This is a genomic window from Terrabacter sp. MAHUQ-38 (assembly GCF_014518425.1).
Lineage (GTDB): Bacteria > Actinomycetota > Actinomycetes > Actinomycetales > Dermatophilaceae > Terrabacter.
This window is the reverse complement of sequence record NZ_JACVCU010000001.1, coordinates 1,147,831-1,171,337: the sequence shown is the minus strand read 5'-3', so window position 1 is coordinate 1,171,337 and position 23,507 is coordinate 1,147,831. Positions and strand designations below refer to the sequence as shown.

General features: G+C 70.3%; 24 protein-coding genes. 9 read left to right on the top strand and 15 right to left on the bottom strand.

Annotation, left to right across the window (positions count from 1 at the left end; all coding sequences use genetic code 11):
• Window positions 1–16: 16 nt before the first annotated feature.
• From H9I49_RS05460 to H9I49_RS05450, 3 genes are read right to left on the bottom strand one after another with little or no spacing between them, the layout of a single operon-like run.
• Window positions 17–988 carry a carbohydrate ABC transporter permease gene (locus H9I49_RS05460; protein WP_255523609.1) on the bottom strand — a complete coding sequence of 324 codons (972 nt, stop codon included), beginning with the start codon at window positions 986–988 and terminating at the stop codon, window positions 17–19.
• A gap of 2 nt (window positions 989–990) precedes the next feature.
• Window positions 991–1,938, bottom strand: coding sequence for a carbohydrate ABC transporter permease (locus tag H9I49_RS05455; protein ID WP_188029260.1), 948 nt, complete (start codon window positions 1,936–1,938; stop codon window positions 991–993).
• Between the two features lie 53 nt (window positions 1,939–1,991).
• The gene (locus H9I49_RS05450) at window positions 1,992–3,272 is read right to left on the bottom strand and encodes a sugar ABC transporter substrate-binding protein (RefSeq protein WP_188029259.1); all 1,281 of its coding nucleotides are present in this window, start codon (window positions 3,270–3,272) and stop codon (window positions 1,992–1,994) included.
• 244 nt (window positions 3,273–3,516) lie between these two features.
• On the opposite strand from H9I49_RS05450, the gene H9I49_RS05445 reads away from it, so the two are divergent.
• The 3 genes from H9I49_RS05445 to H9I49_RS05435 all read left to right on the top strand — a co-directional run bounded on the left by H9I49_RS05445 (window position 3,517) and on the right by H9I49_RS05435 (window position 7,533).
• Window positions 3,517–4,335 carry a DeoR/GlpR family DNA-binding transcription regulator gene (locus H9I49_RS05445; protein ID WP_188029258.1) on the top strand — a complete coding sequence of 273 codons (819 nt, stop codon included), beginning with the start codon at window positions 3,517–3,519 and terminating at the stop codon, window positions 4,333–4,335.
• A gap of 86 nt (window positions 4,336–4,421) precedes the next feature.
• Window positions 4,422–4,934 carry a hypothetical protein gene (locus tag H9I49_RS05440; protein ID WP_188029257.1) on the top strand — a complete coding sequence of 171 codons (513 nt, stop codon included), beginning with the start codon at window positions 4,422–4,424 and terminating at the stop codon, window positions 4,932–4,934.
• A gap of 49 nt (window positions 4,935–4,983) precedes the next feature.
• Complete coding sequence (locus H9I49_RS05435; protein WP_188029256.1) at window positions 4,984–7,533, top strand: DEAD/DEAH box helicase; 2,550 nt, start codon at window positions 4,984–4,986, stop codon at window positions 7,531–7,533.
• Window positions 7,534–7,553: 20 nt separating this feature from the next.
• Here the strand turns inward: H9I49_RS05435 and H9I49_RS05430 are convergent, their stop codons facing one another.
• Complete coding sequence (locus H9I49_RS05430) at window positions 7,554–8,249, bottom strand: response regulator (RefSeq protein WP_188029255.1); 696 nt, start codon at window positions 8,247–8,249, stop codon at window positions 7,554–7,556.
• Window positions 8,246–9,751 carry a DUF4118 domain-containing protein gene (locus H9I49_RS05425; protein ID WP_188029254.1) on the bottom strand — a complete coding sequence of 502 codons (1,506 nt, stop codon included), beginning with the start codon at window positions 9,749–9,751 and terminating at the stop codon, window positions 8,246–8,248. Before H9I49_RS05425 ends, H9I49_RS05430 begins: the two co-directional genes overlap by 4 nt.
• 101 nt (window positions 9,752–9,852) lie before the next feature.
• Between H9I49_RS05425 and H9I49_RS05420 the strand changes: the two genes are divergently transcribed.
• On the top strand, window positions 9,853–11,811 hold the full coding sequence (locus H9I49_RS05420) for an APC family permease (protein ID WP_370587438.1): 1,959 nt from the start codon (window positions 9,853–9,855) through the stop codon (window positions 11,809–11,811).
• Here the strand turns inward: H9I49_RS05420 and H9I49_RS05415 are convergent.
• Entirely contained in the window at window positions 11,783–12,226 is a 444-nt protein-coding gene (locus H9I49_RS05415; RefSeq protein ID WP_188029253.1) for an SRPBCC family protein, read from the bottom strand. The two genes, H9I49_RS05420 and H9I49_RS05415, sit on opposite strands and share 29 nt — an antisense overlap.
• A 77-nt stretch (window positions 12,227–12,303) precedes the next feature.
• Between H9I49_RS05415 and H9I49_RS05410 the strand changes: the two genes are divergently transcribed.
• The 3 genes from H9I49_RS05410 (at window position 12,304) to H9I49_RS05400 (ending at window position 14,357) form a co-directional block, all read left to right on the top strand.
• Window positions 12,304–13,143, top strand: coding sequence for an acyl-CoA thioester hydrolase/BAAT C-terminal domain-containing protein (locus H9I49_RS05410; RefSeq protein WP_223128253.1), 840 nt, complete (start codon window positions 12,304–12,306; stop codon window positions 13,141–13,143).
• A gap of 137 nt (window positions 13,144–13,280) precedes the next feature.
• Window positions 13,281–13,475, top strand: a complete 195-nt coding sequence (locus H9I49_RS05405; protein WP_188029252.1) for a hypothetical protein — start codon at window positions 13,281–13,283, stop codon at window positions 13,473–13,475.
• 96 nt (window positions 13,476–13,571) lie between these two features.
• Window positions 13,572–14,357: a DUF1206 domain-containing protein gene (locus H9I49_RS05400; protein WP_188029251.1), complete on the top strand. Its 786-nt coding sequence runs from the start codon at window positions 13,572–13,574 to the stop codon at window positions 14,355–14,357.
• Window positions 14,358–14,375: 18 nt separating this feature from the next.
• On the opposite strand, the gene H9I49_RS05395 is transcribed toward H9I49_RS05400, so the two are convergent.
• Genes H9I49_RS05395 through H9I49_RS05385 form a run of 3 tightly spaced genes read right to left on the bottom strand, consistent with a single transcriptional unit; the run spans window position 14,376 to window position 16,865 of the window.
• The gene (locus H9I49_RS05395; protein WP_188029250.1) at window positions 14,376–15,107 is read right to left on the bottom strand and encodes a phosphatase PAP2 family protein; all 732 of its coding nucleotides are present in this window, start codon (window positions 15,105–15,107) and stop codon (window positions 14,376–14,378) included.
• On the bottom strand, window positions 15,104–15,847 hold the full coding sequence (locus H9I49_RS05390) for a phosphatase PAP2 family protein (protein WP_370587437.1): 744 nt from the start codon (window positions 15,845–15,847) through the stop codon (window positions 15,104–15,106). The genes H9I49_RS05395 and H9I49_RS05390 overlap by 4 nt, the downstream gene beginning before the upstream one ends.
• 16 nt (window positions 15,848–15,863) lie before the next feature.
• The gene (locus tag H9I49_RS05385) at window positions 15,864–16,865 is read right to left on the bottom strand and encodes a diacylglycerol kinase family protein (protein WP_188029249.1); all 1,002 of its coding nucleotides are present in this window, start codon (window positions 16,863–16,865) and stop codon (window positions 15,864–15,866) included.
• 113 nt (window positions 16,866–16,978) lie between these two features.
• On the opposite strand from H9I49_RS05385, the gene H9I49_RS05380 reads away from it, so the two are divergent.
• Window positions 16,979–17,617, top strand: a complete 639-nt coding sequence (locus H9I49_RS05380) for a DUF1345 domain-containing protein (protein WP_188029248.1) — start codon at window positions 16,979–16,981, stop codon at window positions 17,615–17,617.
• Here H9I49_RS05380 and H9I49_RS05375 read toward each other — a convergent pair.
• Window positions 17,614–18,867, bottom strand: a complete 1,254-nt coding sequence (locus H9I49_RS05375; protein WP_188029247.1) for a RimK family alpha-L-glutamate ligase — start codon at window positions 18,865–18,867, stop codon at window positions 17,614–17,616. The two genes, H9I49_RS05380 and H9I49_RS05375, sit on opposite strands and share 4 nt — an antisense overlap.
• The gene (locus H9I49_RS05370) at window positions 18,851–19,597 is read right to left on the bottom strand and encodes an esterase family protein (RefSeq protein WP_188029246.1); all 747 of its coding nucleotides are present in this window, start codon (window positions 19,595–19,597) and stop codon (window positions 18,851–18,853) included. The genes H9I49_RS05375 and H9I49_RS05370 overlap by 17 nt, the downstream gene beginning before the upstream one ends.
• A 182-nt stretch (window positions 19,598–19,779) precedes the next feature.
• Between H9I49_RS05370 and H9I49_RS05365 the strand changes: the two genes are divergently transcribed.
• Window positions 19,780–21,171 (top strand): HNH endonuclease, encoded by a 1,392-nt coding sequence (locus H9I49_RS05365; RefSeq protein WP_188029245.1) that lies wholly within the window; start codon window positions 19,780–19,782, stop codon window positions 21,169–21,171.
• An 88-nt stretch (window positions 21,172–21,259) separates the two neighbouring features.
• On the opposite strand, the gene H9I49_RS23735 is transcribed toward H9I49_RS05365, so the two are convergent.
• The 4 genes from H9I49_RS23735 to H9I49_RS05350 all read right to left on the bottom strand — a co-directional run bounded on the left by H9I49_RS23735 (window position 21,260) and on the right by H9I49_RS05350 (window position 23,506).
• Window positions 21,260–21,385 (bottom strand): hypothetical protein, encoded by a 126-nt coding sequence (locus H9I49_RS23735; RefSeq protein WP_255523608.1) that lies wholly within the window; start codon window positions 21,383–21,385, stop codon window positions 21,260–21,262.
• 275 nt (window positions 21,386–21,660) lie between these two features.
• Complete coding sequence (locus tag H9I49_RS05360) at window positions 21,661–21,984, bottom strand: TfoX/Sxy family protein (RefSeq protein ID WP_188029244.1); 324 nt, start codon at window positions 21,982–21,984, stop codon at window positions 21,661–21,663.
• 11 nt (window positions 21,985–21,995) lie between these two features.
• Complete coding sequence (locus H9I49_RS05355) at window positions 21,996–22,346, bottom strand: TfoX/Sxy family protein (RefSeq protein WP_188029243.1); 351 nt, start codon at window positions 22,344–22,346, stop codon at window positions 21,996–21,998.
• 32 nt (window positions 22,347–22,378) lie between these two features.
• The gene (locus tag H9I49_RS05350; RefSeq protein WP_188029242.1) at window positions 22,379–23,506 is read right to left on the bottom strand and encodes an endonuclease/exonuclease/phosphatase family protein; all 1,128 of its coding nucleotides are present in this window, start codon (window positions 23,504–23,506) and stop codon (window positions 22,379–22,381) included.
• Window position 23,507: the final 1 nt, after the last annotated feature.

Genomic DNA, 23,507 nt, shown 5'->3' with positions numbered 1-23,507 from the left:
GTGGTGCCGTTTGTGTTCAGCTCTTGACCGCACCGGCTGTCATGCCGCCGATGAAGAACTTCTGGAAGAACACGAAGAGGACCAGGACCGGGATGCTCCCGAGCACGCTCATCGCCATCATCTCGCTCCACTCGTAGGAGTGCTGTCCCATGAGGAGCTGGATGCCGATCGGCACGGTGCGCATGTTGTCGGTCCGGGTGAGGGTAAGCGCGAAGAGGTACTCGTTCCACGCGATCATGAAGGTGTAGACGGCGACCGAGACGATGCCCGGTAGCGAGATCGGCACGAGGATGCGCCACAGTGCACCGAAGCTCGACGTGCCGTCGACACGGGCCGCTTCGTCGAGCTCGCGCGGCAGGGTGTTGAAGTAGCCGGTCATCATGACGATGGCGTACGGCAGCGTGAACACCATGTAGGTGAGGATCAGGCCCTGGTAGCTGTTGTAGAGCCGCAGCGCGACGATGAGGCCGAAGTAGGGGATGAGCAGCGTGATCGGCGGCACCGCCTGGATGCCGACGATGACGACGTTGACGGCCGCCTTGCCGCGGAACTGGTAGCGGCTGAACGCGTACGCCGCGAGGATCGCGACGAAGAGCGTCAGCACGGTGACGGAGATTGCCACGATGTAGCTGTTGGCGAAGAAGCGCAGCTTGACCGGGTCGCTGAAGACGGACGTGTATGCCGCGAGGGAGAAGTTCTCCGTGATGAGCTTGGGCGGCCAGGCGAAGATCTCGGAGTTGTCCTTGAACGAGCTCGAGACCATCCAGAGGATCGGCAGGCCGGCGAAGCAGGCGCCCAGGAACAGCCCGATGAACGCACCGGTCCGCAGGAGCAGCCGCTTCGTGCGCGCCGACATCCGGCGCCCGGGGGCCGCAGGGACCCGGGACTCGACCGTACGCATGGGCGTCGTCTCCGTCGCAGGCGCGGTGTGTGCCTCGGGCGTCGGCGGCCGAGACGAGCCGGCCGGCGTGAGGGTGGGGTTCGTCATGGTCAGTCCCTCGCTCGCTGCTGTCGGACGTAGAACACGGCGAGCACGAGCGCGACGACGAGCATGATGACCGCGCCGGCCGACGCCTGGGCGAACTGGTACTCGCTGAAGGCGAGCTTGTAGGTGTAGGTGCTGAGCATCTCGGTGCGGTCGAGCGGACCGCCGCCCGTCGTCATCCAGATGAGGGGGAACTGCTGCGAGGTCCAGATGACGTCGAGCAGGGCCATGCTGATGATGATCGGCCGCAGCGACGGCAGCGTGACGTGGACGAAGCGGCGCCACCACGAGGCGCCGTCGACGGCCGCGGCCTCGTAGAGGTCGGACGAGATGCCCTGGAGCCCGGCGAGCAGGCTCACCATGAAGAACGGGTAGCCCGCCCAGATGTTGATGAGGGTGACCGCCGGCAGCGCGAGGTTGAGCTCGGAGAGCCAGGCGACCGGTCCGTCGATGAGACCGACCGACTGGAGCCCGTAGTTGACGACGCCGTTCGGGTCGAGCAGCAGCCGCCAGAGGATCGCGATGATCGCGACGGTGAGCAGCCACGGCATCACGAAGATCGTGCGGAAGACCGTCTTGGTGCGCCGGCCGAGCAGGGTGGAGTTGAGCAGCATCGCGAAGCCGAGGCCGAGGAGCAGGTGCGCGAGGACGCTGACGCCCGTGAAGACCGCCGTGTTGCGAGTCGCGGTGCGAAAGAGCGGGTCGGCGAAGATCGTCACGTAGTTCTTGAGGCCGACCAGGACCGAGGTCGGGCTGATGATGACGTTGTCGAAGACGGAGTACCGGATGACGACCGCGATGGGCAGGATCATCAGGACGAGCATGAGGGCCGCGACCGGGGCGAGGTAGCCGTAGGGTGCGAGCCGCTTCGCGAGCGGTGGCCGACGGCGGCCGGCAGCCGGGGTGGGCGCGACCGGTGCGGAGATCGGGGGTGCGGACGTGGGTGCGGACATGGGTGCCTCCCGGGCGGGGCGGGCCGGCGTGTGGCCCGCCCCGCCGTCAGCGGTCAGAACTTGGACGACCAGTCGGCCTGGACGTTGGCCAGCGAGGTCTGGATCGGCTGGTTGTTCGCGAGGGTCTCCTGAAGCTGCACGTCGAAGCTGCGCATGAGGTCCTCGGCGGTCGGCAGGCCGGTGAACTCGTTGGCCGGCACACCCTTGTTCCAGATGTCGAAGGCGGTCTTGAACATCGCGTCCGACTTCACGAAGTCGGGCACGGACTTCGTGTTGCCCGGGAAGGCGTTGGCGACCGACGAGAGCTTGGAGTTGACGTCCTTGCTCATCAGGTACTGAACGAGCTTGAAGGCCTCGGCCTTGTGCGGGCTGGTGTCGGAGACGCCGATGCCCCACGACGCGTACGGCATACCGCGCTTGCCCGTGTAGCCGTCCTCGGAGGGGATCGCCGAGATGCTGAACTTGAGCTTCGGGTTGTTCTCGCGGATGAGGTTGATGTGCGCCAGCGAGTCGATCATCATGCCGACGCGACCGTTGGTGAACTGCTCGACCTTGTCCTGCTCCTTCATCGTCAGGGCGCCGGGCGCGATGGCCTTGGCGTCCCAGAGCTGCTTGACGAAGGTGACGACGCCCGTCACGGCTGCGTTGGTGACGTCGGGCTTGCCGTCCTTGAGCATCGAGCCGCCGGACGCCCAGGCCCACGACATCACGTCGTTCTGGATGCCGTTGGGAGCGTCCTGCGCGAGCGGGAGCACCCAGCCGTAGGCGCCGTTGCCGGTCGCGGTGACCTTCTTGGCGGCCTCGAGGAACTCGGTACGCGTTGCGGGCGGCGCGTTGACGCCGGCCTTGGAGAGCAGCTCGTCGTTGCTGAACATCGGGTAGACGAAGTTGACGACCGGGATCATGTACGTCTGGCCGCCGACCTTGATCTGGCTGGCCAGTTGGGAGTCGTCGTAGCCCGAGTCCTTGATGAGGGTCGACAGGTCGGCGATCGCCTTCTGCTTGGCGAAGTCGCTGACCCAGGCGCCGTCGAGGCCGACGATGTCGGCGAGCGTCTTCGAGGCCGCCCCCGCGACGGTCTGCTGCTGGGTCGAGGCGTACGGGGCGCTGATGAGCTTGACCTTGACGCCCGGGTTGGCCTTCTCGAAGTCGTCCATGATGCCGCGCAGGGCGCCCTTGGGCAGCTCCGGCTCCCACCACTGCGAGAACTCCAGCACCACCGAGCCGTCGGCGGCCGTCGTGTTGTCGTTGCCCGCGGCGTTGCCGATCGGGGAGCCCTCACCGCCACCGCACGCGGCGACGACGCTGAGCGCCGCGACCGTGCCGGCCACCATCACCAAACGTGAAGCACCACTCTGTGCTCGCATCACTGCTCCGCTCCTGACTACGTTGCTTGCATGTATATGCTGTTTCTTGCCCCTTAGTGCGAGATTAGTCATCGCGGTACGGCCCGGTCAAGGAGTTTCGAGGAACTTCTCGCACACTCTCGGGGTCCGAGACGCGCTCAGCAGCACCAAGACGTAGAAAAAAGCAGGCAGAAGCACGCTGGATGCACCATCTCGCCGTATGCTCCACGCCATGGACGACGACTCGACCCAGCTGCCCGCGAGCCGCAAGGCCGCCGTCGTGGCGATCGTGACCGAGGCGGGACAGGTCACCGTCCAGGCCCTCGCCGACCGGCTCGGCGTCTCGGCCGACACCATCCGCCGCGACCTCGACCAGCTCGACGGCGAGGGACTCGTCAAACGGACCCGCGGCGGCGCCGTCGACCCGACCCGGATGCCGCGCATGGACCCCAGCCTCAACACGCGCATCCAGGTGCACCCCGCCGCGAAGGAGAAGATCGGCGCCATCGCGGCCGGCCTCGTCACCGACGGCGACGTGCTCATCATCAACGCCGGCACGACGGCACTCGCCCTGGCCCGGCACCTGCGCCAGCACCGCGGCCTCACCATCGCGACGAACAACCTTCGCCTGCCGGCCGAGGTGTCAGCGAAGTGTCTACGCGACCTCTACGTCTTCGGCGGCGACGTCAGCCTCGTCGCGCAGGCCACGATCGGCCCGGTCGCCTTCCCGGTGGCGCTCGGCGGTCGCGACATGGACATCCGCTGCGACCTCGCCCTCGTCACCGTCGGCGGCGTGTCGCTCGACGGCTACTTCACCGGCAACCTCGCCGAGGCGGCCATGATGCGCAAGATGCTCGAGCGGGCGAGCAACGTCGCGATCCTCGCCGACTCCTCGAAGATCGACCGGCGCCTCTTCGTCCAGGTCGCAGAGCTCGGCGCCGCCGACTGGTTCGTCACCGACAGGGAGCCCCCGGCCGAGCTCGCGACGGCCCTGCGGCGCAACAACGTCGAGGTCCTCTGGACCCCACCCAACGATCGCACCGAATCGTGATGCCCGAACCCGGCGCACGGACGCGCCCGCGGCCCTAGCATCCGGGTGCCGACCCAGACACCCCACCGGACCCGACCGAGGCGACCATGAGCGACCCCAGCCCCAGCCCGATGCCCCCTCTGGAGACGCCCCAGTACGCGTACTGGCCTCAGGCGCCCGCCCTCTCGCAGGCTCCCGGTTACGCCTTGCCGCCACCCCCGATGCTGGCCGGCAGGCCGTCGAACGTCTACCACGGACTGACGATCGCGAGCTTCGTCCTGTCGCTCCTGGCCCTGCTGGGCGTCGTCGTGCTGCTGGGGATCGGGCTGCTCAGCTTCTCCGGCGGCCTCGGCGACGAGGCGGGAGACATGGCGCCGCTCACCGGCACGATCCCGAGCACCGCGACGCTCGCGCCGCTGTCGGGAGACGACCTGGCAGACACGGTCGCCGACCTGATCAGGAAGGACGGCGCGGGCTCGGTCGACATGACGTGCCCGGCCACGCCCCAGGTGCTGCAGAACGTCACCACCGTCTGCCACGGGCAGATCGACGACGGCGACTGGGCGGTCGTCGTCTTCTTCGAGGACGGCAACGGCTCCTTCACCTTGATGCCCGTCTGAGCCCACGGGCGACGATTCGGCCGGGGACCCGGCCCGGCGGCATACTCACGTGGTGACGACGAACCTCAGCGAGCGCATTCCGCGGGACCCCGATCCCGACGGCCTCTACGAGGTCTTCACCGCCTGGACCACCGAACGCGGCCTGACCCTCTACGCGCACCAGGAGGAGGCCTTCCTCGAGGTGCTGAGCGGCAGCAACCTCATCCTGTCGACGCCCACCGGCTCCGGGAAGTCGCTCGTGGCGACGGCCGCACACTTCACGGCGCTCGCCGAGGACCGCGTCTCCTTCTACACGGCGCCGATCAAGGCGCTCGTCTCGGAGAAGTTCTTCGCCCTCTGCGAGCAGTTCGGCGCGGACAACGTCGGCATGATCACGGGCGACGCGTCGGTCAACGCCGACGCCCCGATCATCTGTTGCACCGCCGAGATCCTCGCGAACCTGGCTCTGCGAGAAGGCAGCTCGGCCGACATCGGCCTCGTCGTCATGGACGAGTTCCACTTCTACTCGGAGCCGGACCGGGGCTGGGCGTGGCAGGTGCCGATCCTCGAGCTGCCGCAGGCCCAGTTCGTCCTCATGTCGGCCACCCTCGGCGACGTGGCGATGTTCCGCGACGACCTGACCAGGCGTACCGGCCGCGCGACGGGAGTCATCACCGGCACCGAGCGCCCCGTCCCCCTCGAGTTCTCGTATGCCGTGACGCCCCTCCACGAGACCATCGAGGAGCTGCTGGAGAAGGACCGCGCACCCGTCTACGTCGTCCACTTCACGCAGGCGGCCGCCCTCGAGCGCGCGCAGAGCCTCATGGCGGTCAAGATCACGACGCGCGAGGAGCGCGAGGCGATCGCCGAGCGGATCGGCGGCTTCCGCTTCGGCGCGGGCTTCGGCCGCACCCTGTCGCGGCTCGTGCGGCACGGCATCGGCGTCCACCACGCCGGGATGCTGCCCAAGTACCGGCGCCTCGTCGAGCAGCTCGCGCAGGACGGCCTGCTCAAGGTGATCTGCGGCACCGACACGCTGGGTGTCGGCATCAACGTGCCGATCCGCACGGTGCTGCTCACCGGCCTGACGAAGTTCGACGGCACGAAGCAGCGGCTCCTCAAGGCGCGCGAGTTCCACCAGATCGTCGGCCGTGCCGGCCGGGCCGGCTTCGACGCCCGCGGCTGGGTCGTGGCCCAGGCGCCCGAGCACGTCATCGACAACCTGCGCGCCGTCGAGAAGGCGGGCGACGACCCGAAGAAGCAGCGGAAGGTCCAGCGCAAGAAGGCTCCGGACGGTTTCGTCGGCTGGTCGGAGGAGACGTTCGAGCGGCTCATCGTCGCGGAGCCCGAGCCGCTCCAGCCGCGGCTGCGCGTCTCGCACTCGATGCTTGTCAACCTTCTGGCGCGAGAGGGTAACCCGGTCGCGCACGCAGTCCGGCTCCTCTCGGACAACCACCACGAGAGCAAGGACCAGCGCCGTCTACAGCGGCACGCGCTGGTGCTCGCGAAGGAGCTGCTGACCTCGGGCGTCGTCGAGCGGCTCGCGACGGTCGAGGAGTCCGGTCGCCGCCACGCGCTGACCATCGACCTCCAGCGGGACTTCGCGCTCAACCAGCCGCTCGCGCCGTTCGCCCTCGCCGTGATGGACACGCTCGACCCCGAGTCGGAGACGTACGCCAAGGACCTCGTCTCCGTCATCGAGGCGATCCTCGAGGACCCGCGCCAGGTCCTCTGGGCACAGGAGTTCAAGGCGCGCGGCGAGGCCGTCGCCGCGATGAAGCTCGACGGCGTCGAGTACGAGGAGCGGATGGAGCGGCTCGAGGAGGTCAGCTGGCCGAAGCCGCTCGCCGACCTGCTCGAGGTCACCCTCGCGGCCTACCGGCAGAGCCACCCGTGGATCCCCCAGGACGCTCTGTCGCCGAAGTCGGTCGTCCGGGAGATGTACGAGCGGGGAATGACGTTCAACGAGTTCGTCTCGTACTACGGCCTGTCCAGGTCCGAGGGTCTCGTGCTGCGCTACCTCACGGACGCCTACCGAGCGCTGCGCCGGACGGTCCCGGAGTCGCATCGGACGGAGGAGCTCGAGGACGTCATCGAGTGGCTCGGCGAGCTCGTGCGGCAGACCGACTCGAGCCTGCTCGACGAGTGGGAGGACCTGGTCAACCCGTCGGAGACGGTGCTCCAGCAGGCTGACGTCGCCCCTCCCGCACGTCCGGTCACCGCCAACGAACGCGCGTTCACCGTCATGGTCCGCAACGCGATGTTCCACCGCGTCGAGCTCGCCGCACGTGACGAATGGGAGGCGCTCGGCGACCTGGAGTCCCGCGTCGCCGAGCTGACCGACCCACCACAGAAGGTCGTCATGGACGCCGACGCCTGGAACGAGGCCCTCGGGGCCTACTACGACGACCACGACTCCATCGCGACCGACCAGGGCGCGCGCTCCCCCGCCCTGCTCCAGGTCGAGCGGACCCCCACCGAGTGGCGGCTGCGGCAGGTCGTCGTCGACCCCGACGACGACCGCGACTGGGGTATCACGGCGGTCGTCGACCTAGCAGCGAGCGACGAGGCGGGCGCCGCCGTGATCACCGTGACCGGCTTCGAGCGCCTCGGCGGCTGAGGACGCCGAGGGCAGACACCTCAGGGTTGGAAGCGGTAGCCCATGCCCGGCTCGGTCAGCAGGTAGCGCGGGCGGCTCGGCTCCGGCTCGAGCTTGCGGCGCAGCTGCGCCATGTAGAGGCGGAGGTTCGCCGGCTGGTTGACGTAGGCCGCGCCCCAGACCTCGGTGAGCAGGTGACGCTGGGACAGCAGCTTGCCGGGGCTCCGGACCATCGCCTCGAGCAGGGCCCACTCCGTGGGCGTGAGGCGGACCCGCTCGGGCTCGCCGGATGCCGTCACGCGGGTCACGATCTTCGCGGAGAGGTCGACCGTGACGTCGCCGAACACCGTCGCGGGCATCGCCTGCTGCTCGCCGCCCGTCACCCGCCGGGTGATCGCGCGGATGCGCGCGAGGAGCTCGTCCATGCCGAAGGGCTTCGTCACGTAGTCGTCGGCGCCCGCATCGAGCGCGACCACCTTGTCGGGTCCACCCTGCCGGCCGGACAGGACGATGATCGGCACGTCGGTCCACCCCCGCAGGCCCTCGATCACCTCGACGCCGTCGAGGTCGGGCAGCCCGAGGTCGAGGACGACGAGGTCGGGCTGCACGGCCGCGGCGACGCGCAGGGCCTCAGCGCCCGAGGCCGCCACGTGGACCTCGTAGTCCCGTGCCGTGAGGTTGATGCGCAGCGCCCGGAGCAGCTGCGGCTCGTCGTCGACGACGAGGACGCGTCTCATCGGCCACCTGCCGGATCGTCGCTGGCGTCGGCGCCGGAGGCCTCGGAGGCCTCGGACACGCCTTGGGCCGCGGGAAGTCGCAGCACCATCGTCAGGCCCCCGTCAGGGGTCTCCTCGGGCTCGAGGGTGCCGTCCATCGCCTCCGCGAGCCCCCGCGAGAGCGCGAGCCCGATGCCGAGCCCGGCCCGGTTGTCTTTGTCGCCGAGCCGCTGGAAGGCGCTGAAGACACGCTCCCGATCACGTGCCGGGATGCCGGGTCCGTGGTCCACGATCCTGACCTCGACCACGTCGCCGTCGGCCCGACCGGTGACGAGCGGCGCGGCATCGCCCGCGGCGTGTCGCAGCGCGTTGCCGATGAGGTTGACGAGCACCCGCATGACGACCGCGGCGTCGCCGACGGCTGGGGGCAGGTCGTCCGGCATGGCTATGACGACCTTGGCCGCCTCCGGCCCGAGCTCGTCGAGGGCGGGCGGGACGAGCTCGTCGAGCCAGAGGGGCTGGCGGACCACCGCGAGCACTCCGGCGCGCAGGCGCGAGAGGTCGAGCAGGTCGGACACGAGGCTCCCGAGCCGGCCGAGTGACTCCTCCGCCGTCGCGAGCAGCTCCGAGCGTTCGCCCTCCGACCACGTCACGTCGTCGCTGCGCAGGCTGCTCACTGCGGCCCGCGCCGAGGCGAGCGGCGTCCGCAGGTCGTGACCGAGCGCCGCGAGGAGCGCGTCGCGCAACCGTTCGGACGCCTCCAACCGTGCGGCAGCGGCAGCGGCCCGGGCGAGCTCGTCCCGCTCCATGAGGCCGGTCGCCTGTGCGGCGAACGCTCCGAGCACGAGCCGGTCCGACGGGCCGAGCGAACGTCCCGACAGGGCGATGACCAGCCCATCGGCCGCCGGCACCTGGACATCGGCCTGCTCGGGCCGCGTCGCCGGATCTGATCCGCGGGCGGCGACGGAGACCCAGTCGCCGGCTGCCCCGGCCCGCCGCAGCAGGCTCACCGACGTCATGCCGAACGAGAGCCGCATCTGCTCGAGCAGGGTCGGCAGCGCCTCCTCGCCGCCGAGGGTCGCCCGGGCGACGGCGGCGAGGGTGCGCGCCTCTGCGCCGGCTCGTGCGGCGGCCGACGCCGTCGAGGCGGCCCGGTGGACGACGCCGCCGACGAGCAGCCCCACGAGGACGAAGCCGGCCACGGTCCAGATGTTGTGCGCGTCGCGGATCTCGAAGGTGCGCACCGGCGGGATGAAGAAGTAGTTGAGCAGCGTGGACCCGAGCAGCGCACTGACCACAGCGGCCCAGACGCCCCCGACGATCGTGGCCACGACGACGGCGATGAGCAGGACGAGGACGTCCCCGGCCAGACCGACCCGCTCACCGAAGCCGACGAGCCCGGCCGTCAGCAGGGCGGGAGCGACGACGGCCAGCACGAGGCCACCCACCCGGCGGCTGGGCGACAGCCCGGCGAGCGTCGGCAGCTCGAACCGGCGCAGCGGCATACCCACGTCATCGGTCACGAGCCCATCATCCACGGCCCGGCTGGATCCATGCAGGATCCTTGCGCCGCAGGGCCGTTCCCTTGCACCATCCTTTCGCCGGCATGCCTAGCGTCGATCAGGTGCTAAGCCAGATGTCCATCGCCAAGCGCCTCCTCGTCGGCCGTCCGATGCACAGCGAGAACCTCGGGGAGACCCTGCTCCAGAAGCGGATCGCGCTGCCGATCTTCGCCTCCGACCCGCTGTCGTCTGTCGCCTACGCGACCGAGGCCATCCTCAAGGTCCTCACCCTGGGTGGGCTCGCCTACCTCTACCTCACGCCGTGGATCGGCCTCGCCGTCGTCGGCCTCCTCACCGTCGTCGTCATCTCCTACCGCCAGGTCGTCATGGCCTACCCGGGCGGGGGCGGCTCGTACGAGGTGGTCCGGGAGAACCTCGGCGAGCGGGCCGCCATGGTCGTCGCCGCCTCGCTCATGGTCGACTACGTCATGACCGTGGCGGTCTCCGTCGCGGCGGGCGTCGACAACATCATCTCCGCGTTCCCCGGCCTCAACGGGCAACGCCTCGAGATCGCGTTGGGCATCGTCGTCGTGCTCACCGTGATGAACCTTCGCGGTACCCGTGAGTCCGGCCGCGCCTTCGCGGTCCCGACGTACGTGTTCGTCACCGCCATCCTCGCCGTCATCGCGGTCGGCCTCGGGCAGACGCTCCTCGGGCACGCACCGGTCGCGGAGAGCGTCGGCTACGGCTTCCACGCCGAGCAGACCGGCCTCACCGGGCTCGCCCTCGCGTTCCTCGCCCTCAAGGCGTTCTCGTCAGGGTGCACCGCCCTGACGGGTGTCGAGGCAATCAGCAACGGGGTGCCCGCGTTCCGGCCGCCCAAGGCGCGCAACGCCGCCCGCACCCTCATGGCCATGGGAGTCCTGGCTGTGGCGATGTTCTCCGGCATCACGGTGCTCTCCCTCATCGCCGGCGTCCACGTCGCCGAGGAGACGTGCGACCTCACCGGCTTCCCCGGCGACTGCGAGAGCGACCCGCAGCAGACCGTCATCGCCCAGCTCGCCACCGCGGTGTTCGGCGCGGGCAGCGTGATGTTCTACGTCGTCCAGGCCGCGACAGCCCTCGTCCTCATCCTCGCCGCCAACACGGCATACAACGGCTTCCCGATGCTGACGCAGCTGCTCGCGCGGCACCGGCTGATGCCCACGCAGCTGCGCACCCGCGGCGACCGCCTCGCCTACAGCAACGGCATCGTCGCCCTCGCGATGGTGTCCGGCCTGCTCCTCGCCGTCTACCGCGCCGACGTCGACCAGCTCCTGCACCTCTACATCCTCGGCGTCTTCACGTCGTTCACGTTGAGCCAGCTGGGCATGGTGCGCCACTGGAACCGTCAGCTCGACGTCGTCATCGCGCCCGGCGTCCGCAGCCGGATCAACGTCGCGCGGGTCATCAACGCGGTCGGCGCAACGTTCACCGGGCTCGTCCTCGTCATCGTCCTCGCGACGAAGTTCACCGGCGGTGCCTACCTCGTCGTCATCGCGGTCCCGCTGCTCTGCCTCGCCATGCGGTGGGTGTCACGGCACTACGCCAAGGTCACCGAGGAGCTGCGCCCCGCCTCGGAGTCGCGCGTGCTGCCGAGCCGCGTCCACGCCGTCGTCCTCGTCTCGAAGGTCAACGAGCCGGTGCTGCGCGCCATCTCCTATGCGCGCGCCACACGCCCCTCGAGCCTCACCGCGCTCACCGTCTGCGTCGACGCCGACGAGGTGCGCGACCTCCAACGGGACTGGGTCGCGGAGGACCTGCCCGTCCCGCTGACGCTGCTCGACTCGCCCTTCCGCGACGTCACCGACCCGATCGTCGACCACGTGCTGCGGATGCGGTCGGACAACCCGCGCGACCTCGTCGTCGTCTTCATCCCGGAGTACGTCGTCGACCGGTGGTGGGAGGGGCTGCTGCACAACCAGAGCGCCCTGCGGATCAAGCTGCGGCTGCTCACCGTGCCGGGCGTCGTCGTGACGAGCGTGCCGTACCACCTCGAGGCCGAGGGGCCGGTCAGGACGCGGACTCCGCAAGACGCTTGAGCTCGGTCATCGCACCCTCGGTCTGGTCGGGGAGCTGCCGGTTGATCACCGGCGTGAAGATCTTGCCGAAACCCTTGGTGTCAATGGCGATCGTGTGGGTGAGCCGCGTCTGCCCCGGGGTGGGCCCGGGCTGCAGGTCGAAGTCGACCGTGACGTCCATCATCTTGTCGGTGAACCAGTTGGTCAGCTTGCGGTCCTGCTCCCGCGCCACGACCTTGCCCTCCATGACGCCCGTGCGGCCGCCGTCCTTGTAGTGGTACCTCAGCTGCGTGCCGACCGCCGTGGGGCCACCCGTCACGTTGTCGAGCCGCGTGCAGCGCTTCAACCACTCCGGGGCCCGGGTCACGTCGTCGAGGATCGCGAAGACCGCCTCGGGTGGAGCATCGACGATCTCGGTCCGGGCGTGTTGCGGCATGTGGACCACCTCTCGAACGCGGGCACCCTACGGGCGCCGTTCCCGGTCATCGTCCCACCCTCGCTAGGTTGTGTGGTGTGGATCTGCGCGAAGTGACGACCGACCACGACGGCGTGCTCGTCGCGCCTGCACGACCGACCAACGGCACCGGGGTCCTCGTCCTCTCGGGGTCGAGCGGGCGCGTCGAGCGCGAGCGCGCCGGGCTGCTCGCGCGCGCCGGCGTCGCGGCCCTGACCTACCGCTGGTTCGGGGGCGAGGGGCAGCCTTCCGGCATCTGGGAGTACCCGCTGGAGTCATTCGACTGGGCCGTGGAAACACTTGCGGCACAATGCGACCGGGTCGTGCTGTTCGGCACGTCCAAGTCCGCCGAGGCGTTCCTGCTGTATGCCGCCGACGACCCCCGCGTCGATGCCGTCGTCGCGTTCGCGCCGAGCCACGTCGTGTGGGCCAATGTCGGTCCGGGGCCCGATGGCGAGCTGCGCCCGCAGCACTCGTCGTGGAGCCGGGGCGGGGCTGCGGTGCCGTTCGTGCCCTACGACGACGCGGCCGACCCCGACGGCGACCCGCCCGCGTTCACGCCCGTCTACGCGCAGAGCCTGCGCACCGCCGCCGACCGCGTCACCCCGGCGACGATCCCGGTCGAGCGCTTCTTCGGTGACGTGCTCCTCGTCGCAGGCGGCGACGACCGGGTGTGGCCGTCGCTGGACTTCGCCCGTGCCGTCGAGTCACGACGGCTGGCCCTCGACCTGCCGACGACGGTCGTGACCCACCCCGGCGCCGGACACCGCGTCATCCTGCCGGGTGAGTCGGTCGCGGCGGGCGGGCTGCGCATGGCACGCGGCGGCTCCGAGCTCGCCGACCGCGCACTCGGTGAGCTCGCCTGGCCGGAGGTGCGGCGGGTGCTCGACCTGACCTGAGGCCTACCTCAGACCGCGAGCCCCTCCGCGGGCACCCAGGGCGCGGCGCCGAATAGGCCGTTCTCCCGATGTGCCCGCGCCCGCCTCAGAACGACGCTGGAGAGGTCAGCACGACACCGACCTCGAAGGAGCAGGACATGCTCTCGCACCACATCGTCGCCGCCCTCGTCGCCCAGCGCGAGGCAGAGATCGCCTACCGCGCCGAGCAGGCGCGGCTGCACCGACCCGAACCGTCGGGCACCGGACCTGACCCGGCGGGGACGCGTTCCCGCACGTTCCGCACGTTCCGCACCGGACGCAGGGGGCGCCGGCGCCACCTGCGCCTCGTCTGAGCCGGACGGACCGACGCGACCCGCAGCCGGGACGGCATCCGTGGGTATGTTCTCCAATGCTCATCGGGGACCCCTCAAACGGACAGGATCAGGTGCATGGACTCCACTGACGTCACGGCCGCCTCGCGGCGCGCCGGCGACCACCCGGCGCTCGAGTCGACGGCGCGCGTGGGCTATCTCGTCAACGGTGTGCTCCACATCGTCATCGGCGTCATCGCGGTCCAGCTCGCCCTCGGCGGCAAGGGGTCCAGCGCCGACCAGTCGGGCGCGCTCGGCGCGATGTCCGACAACGCACTCGGGATGGTCTTGCTGTGGGTCGCCGTCGTGGCGTGGCTCGGCCTGGCGGTCTGGCAGGTCACCGAGGCCGTGTCCGGCGGGTGGGAGACGAGCGACCGGCTCAAGGCCGCAGGCAAGGCCGTCGTGTACCTCGTGCTCTCGTGGACGGCGTTCCGGTTCGCGAGTGGCAGCGGCTCGTCGAGCAAGAAGCAGTCGACCGACTTCACGGCGTCCCTCATGAAGCAGCCTGCGGGCCAGTGGCTCGTCGCGGCGGTGGGCCTCGTCGTCGTGGGGGTCGGCGTCTACCACGTCGTCAAGGGCTGGAAGAGGAAGTTCCTCCAAGACCTCGAGAGCCAGCCCGGCGAGTGGATCGTCAAGGCAGGGCGCGTCGGCTACATCGCGAAGGGCGTGGCCCTGGCCATCGTGGGCGGGCTCTTCGTGCTCGCGGCGGTTCGCCACAAGCCGAGCGAAGCCAGCGGTCTCGACGGCGCCCTGCGCAGCCTGCTCGGCGCCCCCGGTGGCCCCGTGCTGCTCGCTCTCGTCGCGCTGGGGCTCGTGGCCTTCGGCGTCTACTCGTTCGGCCGCGCCCGTCACGCGGACGTCTGAGACTCCCGCCGCCGGTGGTCAGCGCGGCAATGCCTCCCGCTCGCGGCCGGCGGCCGGGTCGCGAGCGGAGCGCCGCCGCAGGTAGTGCCAGGCGAGGAGCGCGCAGATGAGGCCGTTGAGCGCCCCGATGACGATGTCCGTGAGGGAGTGCATCCCCCGGTACAGGCGCGCCGACGCCACGAGGAACGGGATGACCAGGCAGATCACGGTGACGAGCCGCCGCAGCCAGGCGCGTTCGATCCGCTGGGCCATGAAGGCGAAGGTCAGGTAGAGCGCCGTCGCTGCGCCGACGTGGCCGCTGGGGTAGCTCGAGGTCGGCGGCGCCGGGTCGAGGTGCTCGACCTTGGGACGGTCCCGACCGACGATCGTGGTCGCGGCCACGAAGACGCTCGCCTGCGCGGCGATGGCGATGGCCGGCACCACGGCGTACCACCACTGCTTCGTGCGCCACCACACGAGCGCCACGACGACGATGCAGACGCCGATGATGATCTCGGTGTTGCCGATGTGCGACCAGACCATCGTCACGGCGTCCCAGGTCGACGTGCGCAGCGACTGCGCATCGCGGCTCACGTCCTTCTCCCACGGCAGGTTGTGGAAGGGCCCGACGATGAGCAGGCCGAGGCCGACGATCGCCCCGAAGAGCACTACCGCGGGCGCCAGCACCCGCAGTGCAGCGTCGCGCAGCGCCGCGCCGACCGTGGGGCGCGACGCGTCGCTCTCGTAGCGGTGGACGAAGGTGTCGTTCATGTGGTGCCTTTCGATGGCTCTGGCCCGGCCTCACCCTCCGGCGGGAGGGAGTCGTCCGGACCTTGGGGGTTCCACCCGAGGTATCCGACGTACGACGCAGCGCCCAGCCCGATGCCGAAGAGCAGGCCGGCGAGCACGTCCGACGGGTAGTGCACGCCGAGGAAGACCCGGTCGACCGCGGTGATGACCGCGAACGCGGCGAGCCCGCCGACGACCCAGCGCCGGGCCAACGGCGACATCAGCGGCCAGAGGAAGAGCGTCATCACCGTCGCGACGGCGGCGGCGTTGGCCGCGTGGCCGGACGGGAAGCTGAAGCCGGGGGCGTGCGAGACCGGGTCGCTGACGACGGGGCGGGCGCGCTGGACGACCTCCTTGAGCACCAGCTGGAGGTTCCAGGCGACCATCATCGTGATGAAGGCCCACGCGGCACGGGTCGTGAGCTCCCGATGGCGGCGCCACACGACGAAGCACACACCGGACGCGACGATGTAGACCCACTTCGGCTGCGTCATCTCCTGCCATACGACGAGAGACGTGCGCAGCCACGGGTTGTCCCGTGTGATGTCGGTGGCCGCGACGATGAGCCGCTCGTCGAGCTCGATGACCGGCAGGAACTTCTCGCGCACGACGAAGGCGAGCGCGCTGACCGGCACCGCGAAACCGAGGCCGAAGCCGACGGCCTTGAGCAGTCGCCCGCCGCGTCCGAGACGCTGGCCGCCCCGCTCCTGCGGGGGGCGCACACGTGACGTCCGCGGCTCAGCCAACGCGGACCACCAGTGAGTCAGGCAGCACCCGGATCGCCAGCGCCCGGTGCTGCCCCACGGGGTCACCGTCGATCTCGGCCTGGACGGCCCGTCGGGCGAGGACCGTCAGGTCGGGCGCGACGATCCGGTCGAGCCGCTGGTGGCCGGCCCGGTTCCGCGTGACGACGTCGGCGAGGACGGACGCCCAGCCGAACGCGCCTCGGGGTGCCAGCACCACCGCGTCGAGGCGCCCGTCGTCGACGACGGCCTCGGGCATCAGCTCGACGCCGCCCTGCAGTGTTCCGCAGTTGCCCACGATGACGGCCCTCGCGTTCCTCGCGACGGACTGGCCGGCGGCGCCGACCACGCCCTCCCCACCACCCGAGGCGCGCACCTCGACGGGGAAGCCCCGCCCCGACAGCTTCTTCCCGGCGGCGAGGACGTAGGCGACCCAGCCGACGGCCTCCTTCACCTTCTCGTCGGTGTCGGCCATGATCTCGCCGTCGAGGCCCAGACCGGTCATGACGAGGAAGATCTCCTCGTCGTCGGCGACCTGCGCCGGGCCCTCCTTCGTCGCGCGGCTCGACTCGGGCTCGGGCAGGTCGTCACCGAGGCGCACCACTCCGACGTCGATGCGACGGTCACGGCCCTCCACGATCGCCCGGACCGCCTCGTCAAGGGCGCCGACGGGAACGCCGAGGTTTCGCGCGAGCAGGTTGCCGGTGCCCCCGGGGAGGAGCCCGAGCGCGACGTTCGTGCCCACGAGGGCAGACCCGACGGCACGCACCGTGCCGTCGCCGCCGAGCGACGCGACGACGTCGGCCCCAGCGCTCACGGCCTCGCGTGCCTGCTTCTCACCCGTCTCCTCGGCCGTCGTCTCCACCCAGGTGGGGTCGGCCCAGCCACCCTCGGCGCAGACCTTGGCCACGACCTCCCGTGCATCGTCGAGGTCATCGACACGGAGCGGGTTGTAGACCACCGTGAGGCTGCGTCGGGTGGTGGACGCGTCGGGCATGTTTCGGGTCCTCGGGCTCGGGGCGGGAAGGGACTGGCCGTCGGGCTCCAGCACGAGCAGACATACCCCGTGGCGCCGACGCCATCACCTCACCCACGAGTAGCCTCCGAGACGTGCCCACCATCCGCCGCCGCCTCGCCCTCGCCGTCGTCGTCGGCGTACTCGTCGGCGCTGTCGTGCCGCTCGGCCCGGCCCGCGGCGCCCTCGTGCACGGCCTCACCGGTTTCGTCGTCGGCGGCCTGACGTTCGCGCTCCCCCTGCTCCTGCACGTGCTCGGCCACGACGCCCCGGCGACGCGCGACAAGGTGGCCGGGCGCGACGGTGACGCCGCCTGGTACGACGTCGTCGTCATCCTCGTCGGTCTCGCGAGCCTGGCCGGCGTCGGCATCCTGCTCGTCGGCGGCCAGGCGCGCGGTGGGGCCGCGGTCGTCGACGGGCTCGTCGGGGTCGGCGCCGTCGCGGTGGGCTGGCTCTGCGTCCACACCGTCTACGTCCTGCGCTACGCCCGCGTCTACTACGCCAGCCCCTCGCCCCCGATCGACTTCAACCAGGACGAGGACCCGACGTTCTCCGACTTCGCCTACTTCTCCTTCAACCTCGGCATGGCCTACCAGGTCTCCGACACCGACCTCCGGAGCTCGACGATCCGACGCGTCGTGCTCGGGCACGCGCTGCTCGCGTACCTCTACGGCACCACCGTCATCGCCGCGACGATCAACCTCGTCGCCGGCCTGGGCGGCTCCCTCCGCTAGGCCACCGCGAGGCGCGCCTGCTCGTCCTTGACCCACAGGGCGATGAGCCCGCCGAAGTGCGCCATGAACTGGTCACGCTCGTGCGCCGGGTACGTCGTGACGACCGTGGCGCGCAACAGGCTCTCGAACGCGTCGGACTGGACCCACTCGAGGACCGCCGCGTCGAGGTGCGACAGGTACTTCTCGCACCACGCCCAGTACGCGTCGGTGTCGAAGTACTCGTTGGCGATGGCGAGGTAGGCGTCGAGCTTCTCCTCGTCGCTGAGGTCCTCGCGGTCGGCGACGTCGAAGTAGCGGCGCATCTCGAGGTCCATCGGCCCCCGGCGGCCGGTGACGACGCAGAAGGCCGACCACCGGACGAGCGCCTTGATCGCCCACGGGAAGTAGTAGTGCAGCGATGTCACGGCGACGTCGGGACACGCGTTCGCGTAGTCGATCGGGTACACGTCGTCGCCCTTGACGAGCATCTCGCAGGAGTTGAACTCCCAGCCGAAGAGCGCGTTGACGATGCGGCTGATCGCGGCAGCCTGCTTGCCGGCGGACGGCTGGAGGAAGTCGTAGCTCACGGCATACCGGTTGTGCATCGGCTGCTCGGGACGGAAGTCCATGACCATCGTCTCGGGCCCGATCGAGAGAGCGCGCGCGAAGTGGTCGTACTCGATCGTCGACTGCAGGTGCATGAGCATCTCGCCGGACTCGTCGTACGCCTGGACGAGGTCCTTCTCGTCGTTGATGCGCGACACCCCGCGCCAGCCGCCACCGTCGAACGGCTTCATGTACATCGGGTAGCCGAGCTTGTTCGCGATCTGCTTGAGGTCGAACGGCTGGTTGTACTTCGCCGACGTATAGGCCCAACGGACGTTGTCGACGGGGTTCTTGTACGGCACGAGCCACGTCTCGGGGACCTTCAGGCCGAGGCGCATGAGCGCGACGTAGGCGCTGTGCTTCTCCATCGACTGGAACGTGAACGGGCTGTTGAGCAGGTACGTGTCGTTCATCAGCGCGGCCTTCTTCAGCCACTCACGCGGGTGGTAGTACCAGTACGCGAGGCGGTCGATGACGAGCTCGGTGCGTACAGGCTGCCGCAGGTCGAACGGCTCGATCGTCAGGCGCTCGCTCGTCAGCTCGTGCGTCACGCCGTCGTCGGTCGTGATCGGCCCGACGAGCCTCAGCAGCTCCTCGAAGGCCGTCGGCCAGTCCTCCTCGGCTCCCAGCAACAGCCCGATCAGGTGGTTACGCGTCTGCGTCATGTGCCTCTCCTGCTCGACGGGTCCGGTGCTCCGATCCTTGCAGCAGTGTCAACAGGAACGGGTCGAACCCCTTCTCCCAGAAGCGCCAGTCGTGGCGCCCCGGCAGCTCGTGGAGCGTGACGTCGTGGCCCTGGGCAGCGAGCACCTGAGCCATCTGGCGGTTGTTGGCGAGGTTGCCCTCCTCGGTGCCGCACGTGAGGACGATCGGGGCGTCGGTGCGCCGTCGCCGGGCCCGCCGAACGCTCGTCACGAACGCCGTGACGCGGTCCCAGAACTCGAAGTCCTCCTCGTCGTCGAGACGCTTGCGGAAGAACGACCCGGACTGGAGGAACAGCGCGCCGAAGGTCCCCGGATGGCGCCACTCGGCCTGGAGCGAGGCGAGCGCACCGAGGCTCGCTCCCATGAGGGTTGGCTTGCCCGCCGTCGCGTATGCCGTGTGCACCGTGGGGAGCACGTGCTCGGTGAGCGCCGTGGCCCAGTCGGGGTTGGCGGCATACCGCTCGTTGCGCGGCCCCGGCTCGAGGAGGACGACACGCACCGCCGGGACTCGACCGCAGGCACGCGCCTCGCGGATCACCTTGAGCAGATGGGCTCTGCGGGAGTACTCCGGCCCGTCATGGACTATCAACAGTGGCAACGGGTCGGTGCGGCGGGTGCCGGTGGGCGTCACCACGGCGAGGTCGACCTGGCCGACCGGCGTGCCCTCCACGGTGTGCCTCGTCCGCGCCATGGCCCGACCCTACGCGGGCAGACCCGCTCGCCCCAGGACACCAAGGCGCCTCGGCAGATGGATTGCCAGATCTCTTGCAGGACAGGCCAGTTCGTTGTCCACGTCGAGGGGATCACCCTTGCCCAATCAGTCGAACATGTGTTCTAATCGGGATGGTTCGATACTCGAGAGGAGGGGTCCGTATGCCGTACGTCGCGTCCTCACGGACCGGCCTGCTCGGGGTCGAGGACGACCAGGTCCGCGCCGCGGCAATGGGCGACGTGCAGGGCAGCCTGACCGCGCTCGGCGCGCGGGCGCTGCGCGCGATTGCGGCCCTCGAGGCCGAGAAGGCGCGCCTCGAGGCGAGGCTTCTCTCCGCCTACGGCGCGCTCCACACCATCGAGGCGCAGCAGATCGCGACCCTGTCGGCGGCACGCGGGTCGCTGCACGTGACGGCTGACCGGGTCGTCACCGAGGAGATCGCGCTGGCGACCGGGGTGGGCACGGGTGAGGTCTCCCGGCGTTTGGCCCTCGCGACCGCGCCGCGCAGGCACCGGGCCGTGCTCGCAGCCCTGCGCGCGGGTCACACCTCGCTGCATCGGGCACTGCAGGTCGCGTCCGAGACCGCTCCCCTGTGCGATGCGGACGTCGCGGTCGTGGAGGAGTCGGTGCTCCGACCGGCGCGCGACGAGCAACCGGTGGCGCAGCGGACGTTCGTGACCCGGCTGCGGCGGGCGGTGGCCTCGGTCGACCGCCGCGGCACCGCTGAGCGGCACGCGCACGCGAGGGCCCGTAGGGGTTTGTTCGGGCGGCTCACCGAGGACGGGATGGGCTGCCTCACCGTCACCACCGACGCCGCGACGGCCGCCGCGGTATTGGACCACCTCGACGCCAGTGCGCGCAGCCTGCGTGGCTCAGGTGACCCGCGGACCCTCGACCAGCTTCGCTGTGACCTCGCCACTGAAGCTCTCCTCCGCGGTCACCTCGGCGCACGCGCCACCCCGACCGCGACCGGGGGCCCGACCGGCGAGGCGGCCGGACTGGTGTGGCTCGTCGTGCCGTTCGAGGTCGCAACCGGCGACTCGAACGCGGCGTGCGAGCTGCCGGGCCACGGCTGGCTCACCGCAACCCACGCCCGCGAGGTGATGACCCGCCCCGGGTCGATCTGGCGCACCCTTCCTGTCGACGTCCGCACCGGGCAGGCCATCTCTCGTCCCACCCGCTCTCACCGCCCCACTCGAGCGATGGTCGAGCACGTACAGGCCGTCGACGGCAGCTGTCGCGGACCCGGCTGCGAGGTTGTCGCGACTCGGTGCGACCTCGACCACGAGACTCCCTGGCCCACCGGTCAAACTCGAGTCGGCAACCTGTTCAACAAGCATCGGCTGCATCACAACGTAAAGACCGACGGCATCTGGAACTCCGAGGCGGTCGCTGGGGATGGGCTCCACTGGACCACGCTCACCGGTCGCACCTACACGACCCGCCCCAAGGACTGGCGCGAAGGGCTCGACCCACCACCCGAAGCAGATCTTCTGCCGGAACCCGACCCACCCGCCGGCCGCTGGACCGACGACGACATTCCGCCCTTCTGACGCCCGCGTGCCAGCGCTGTGTCGCATCCAGGTGCGCCGCCTGCGCTCCCGACAGCACGAACCGGTCGGGAGAGCACGCGCCGGCGGGTCAGGACGGGTCACCGCCGCCGGCCAGCGCCACGGCTTCCGGCATGCCGAGGACGATGCGCGTCCCGGGCGGGGCAGCACGCAGCTCGAGCGGCACGATGACGTCCTTGACGACGACCTCAGCCACCTCCGCTCCGACCCGATGGGCCACCTCCGCGGTGGCCGCCGAGATACGGGCGGCCGGCCGCCTCGAACCGCGGCCGACGACCTCGGCGAACGCAACAGGGTCGCCGACCCACCAGCGCTGGGCACCGTTACCTGGAGTGGGCGCTTGGCCAGAGCGCTGCATCCGTGGGCGGGTCCGACACGCAGGACCACGAGTGGCACGCCGCTGCGGCTGCTAGCCCACCCCGTGCCGTGCAAGGGTGGGGCGTGACGGGCGCTGGACGCCAATGGTTTTCGTCAGCGGCGCTGGCCCCCGACGTGGTCCCGCGCCCGGTCCAGCCACGCACGTCGGTCACCTGACGGCATACCTGCGGGGAGGCTGCGGTATGCCTTCATCTGCCGGTTGCCCATCGTGAGGACCCCGGAGCCGGGCAGGGCGTCGAGCTCTGCGAGGGCCTCGCCACCGAGCTTGACCCCGATCTGCTCGCCCAGGGCGACAGCGAAGACATGGCCGTCGACGAGCGCCGCCAGAGTGCCGAACATCGGTCGCAGCTCGACGCCGGCGTCGTCGCCGACGAGCTCACGCAGCTCAGCGCGCGTCCGCTCCTCGTCCGACACCACGTGCGCGCCGCCTACTTCTTCGGCTTCTTGACCTTGGGCGGCATCGTCGCAACATGGTCGCGGGCGCGGTCGACCCAGGCCGTCTTCGCGTCGTCGTCGAGGTCGCTCGGGAGCGACAGGTATCCGCCCATCGGTCGTTCCGCCGGGCCGAAAGGCCCACTGCCCGGGATTGCTCGCAGCTCGTCGAGGCCTGCATCGTCGAGCTTGACGCCGACGTTCTCCCCGAAGAGCCCGGCGAACATGTTTCCGTTGACGAAGGCCCCGAGGCTGCCGAACATCGGCTTCACCTCGACACCGGGTGCGTCGTTCACGAGGGTGCGGAAGTACTCCTTGGCCTCGTCGCTGTGCTTCGGCATCTGCATGCGTCCATGACACCACCGACAGGGCGCGCCCGTCAGAGATCGAGGTCGACCCACAGGGCGGCGTGGTCGGAGGCGGCCTCCTGTGCGCGCTTCAGCGTGGGGTACATCGGCCACCGTCCTGAGGCCGTCCAGACGCCCATCCGGTGCACGCCTGCGGCAGTGATGGAGTCGAAGAGGGCGGGCGAGCAGAGGATGTAGTCGATCTTGTTGCCCTTGTTCGCGGTGCCGTACGTGCCGGGCCAGCCACCGTCGTCGAAGCCGGGGAGCGCGGAGACGTCGCGCAGGTCGCTGGCGGTCGACGCGGCACCGGTCCCACCTGCGCCCAGCAGTGGCGACAGCGGACCGCTGTCGGGCGTGTCGTTGAGGTCGCCGACGACCGCGACGAGATCGTGCCCCTCGGATCGTCGTTGCTCGTAGATCTCGCGGATCCGCTGGGCCTGCCGCCTGCGCCGCGTGCTGGCCTCGGCGCCCCCGTAACCCTTGGACTTGAGGTGGTTCACGAGTACGAGCAGCCGTGTGCCTCCGGGAAGCGAGAGCTCGAACTCCGGGCAGTCGCGGCTGAACACCGGACCCGCCAGGTCGGCGTCGTCGACGTGGCTGACCATGCCGGTGATCTCGACGTCTCCGCGCGTGAGCAGGCCGACGTCGATGCCGCGCTCGTCGTTCCCGTCGATGAGCATGACGTGCCCGAAGACCCGGCCACCGAGCGCGGCCAGCTGGTCGGCGTTGAAGTGCCTGAGCGCCCAGCGGTCCTCGGCCTCGACGACGCCGAGGACGTCGGCGCCGAGGTCGTGGACCACCTGGGCGGTGTGGCGCACGGCGAGGTCGGTGACCGTCTCCCGCTTGAGCTCGAGCCAGCCGATCCAGTCGCCGCGCCCGCCCGCCACCACGGTCACCGTGCCGTCCCGGGAGCGCCGGACGAGACGGCCGCGGTTCTGCCGGAGCCGCACATACGGCGCGTCGTCGGACGCCGTGAGCCCGAGCCGGTCGAGCAACCGCAGGATCGTGCGTGTGTCGGCCGACGAGTACTGCTGCTGCTGAAGGACTTTCGTCAGCTCCGTGTACGCCTCGAGCAGCGGCCGCCCGGCTGCCCAGTCTCCGGTCGCGAGCAGCCTGGCACGGTCGAAGAGGTTCTCGACGTTGTACGAGGCCAGTCGCATC

Coding starts and splice junctions, on each gene's coding strand:
- H9I49_RS05445 (WP_188029258.1), top strand. CDS start 3,517: ATGGACGACGACTCGACCCAGCTGCCCGCGAGCCGCAAGGCCGCCGTC.
- H9I49_RS05375 (WP_188029247.1), bottom strand. CDS start 18,867: ATGACGCAGACGCGTAACCACCTGATCGGGCTGTTGCTGGGAGCCGAG.
- H9I49_RS05370 (WP_188029246.1), bottom strand. CDS start 19,597: ATGGCGCGGACGAGGCACACCGTGGAGGGCACGCCGGTCGGCCAGGTC.
- H9I49_RS05415 (WP_188029253.1), bottom strand. CDS start 12,226: ATGCCGCAACACGCCCGGACCGAGATCGTCGATGCTCCACCCGAGGCG.
- H9I49_RS05350 (WP_188029242.1), bottom strand. CDS start 23,506: ATGCGACTGGCCTCGTACAACGTCGAGAACCTCTTCGACCGTGCCAGG.
- H9I49_RS05395 (WP_188029250.1), bottom strand. CDS start 15,107: ATGAACGACACCTTCGTCCACCGCTACGAGAGCGACGCGTCGCGCCCC.
- H9I49_RS05355 (WP_188029243.1), bottom strand. CDS start 22,346: ATGCAGATGCCGAAGCACAGCGACGAGGCCAAGGAGTACTTCCGCACC.
- H9I49_RS05400 (WP_188029251.1), top strand. CDS start 13,572: ATGGACTCCACTGACGTCACGGCCGCCTCGCGGCGCGCCGGCGACCAC.
- H9I49_RS05405 (WP_188029252.1), top strand. CDS start 13,281: ATGCTCTCGCACCACATCGTCGCCGCCCTCGTCGCCCAGCGCGAGGCA.
- H9I49_RS05460 (WP_255523609.1), bottom strand. CDS start 988: ATGACGAACCCCACCCTCACGCCGGCCGGCTCGTCTCGGCCGCCGACG.
- H9I49_RS05365 (WP_188029245.1), top strand. CDS start 19,780: ATGCCGTACGTCGCGTCCTCACGGACCGGCCTGCTCGGGGTCGAGGAC.
- H9I49_RS05440 (WP_188029257.1), top strand. CDS start 4,422: ATGAGCGACCCCAGCCCCAGCCCGATGCCCCCTCTGGAGACGCCCCAG.
- H9I49_RS05385 (WP_188029249.1), bottom strand. CDS start 16,865: ATGCCCGACGCGTCCACCACCCGACGCAGCCTCACGGTGGTCTACAAC.
- H9I49_RS05430 (WP_188029255.1), bottom strand. CDS start 8,249: ATGAGACGCGTCCTCGTCGTCGACGACGAGCCGCAGCTGCTCCGGGCG.
- H9I49_RS05455 (WP_188029260.1), bottom strand. CDS start 1,938: ATGTCCGCACCCACGTCCGCACCCCCGATCTCCGCACCGGTCGCGCCC.
- H9I49_RS05450 (WP_188029259.1), bottom strand. CDS start 3,272: ATGGTGGCCGGCACGGTCGCGGCGCTCAGCGTCGTCGCCGCGTGCGGT.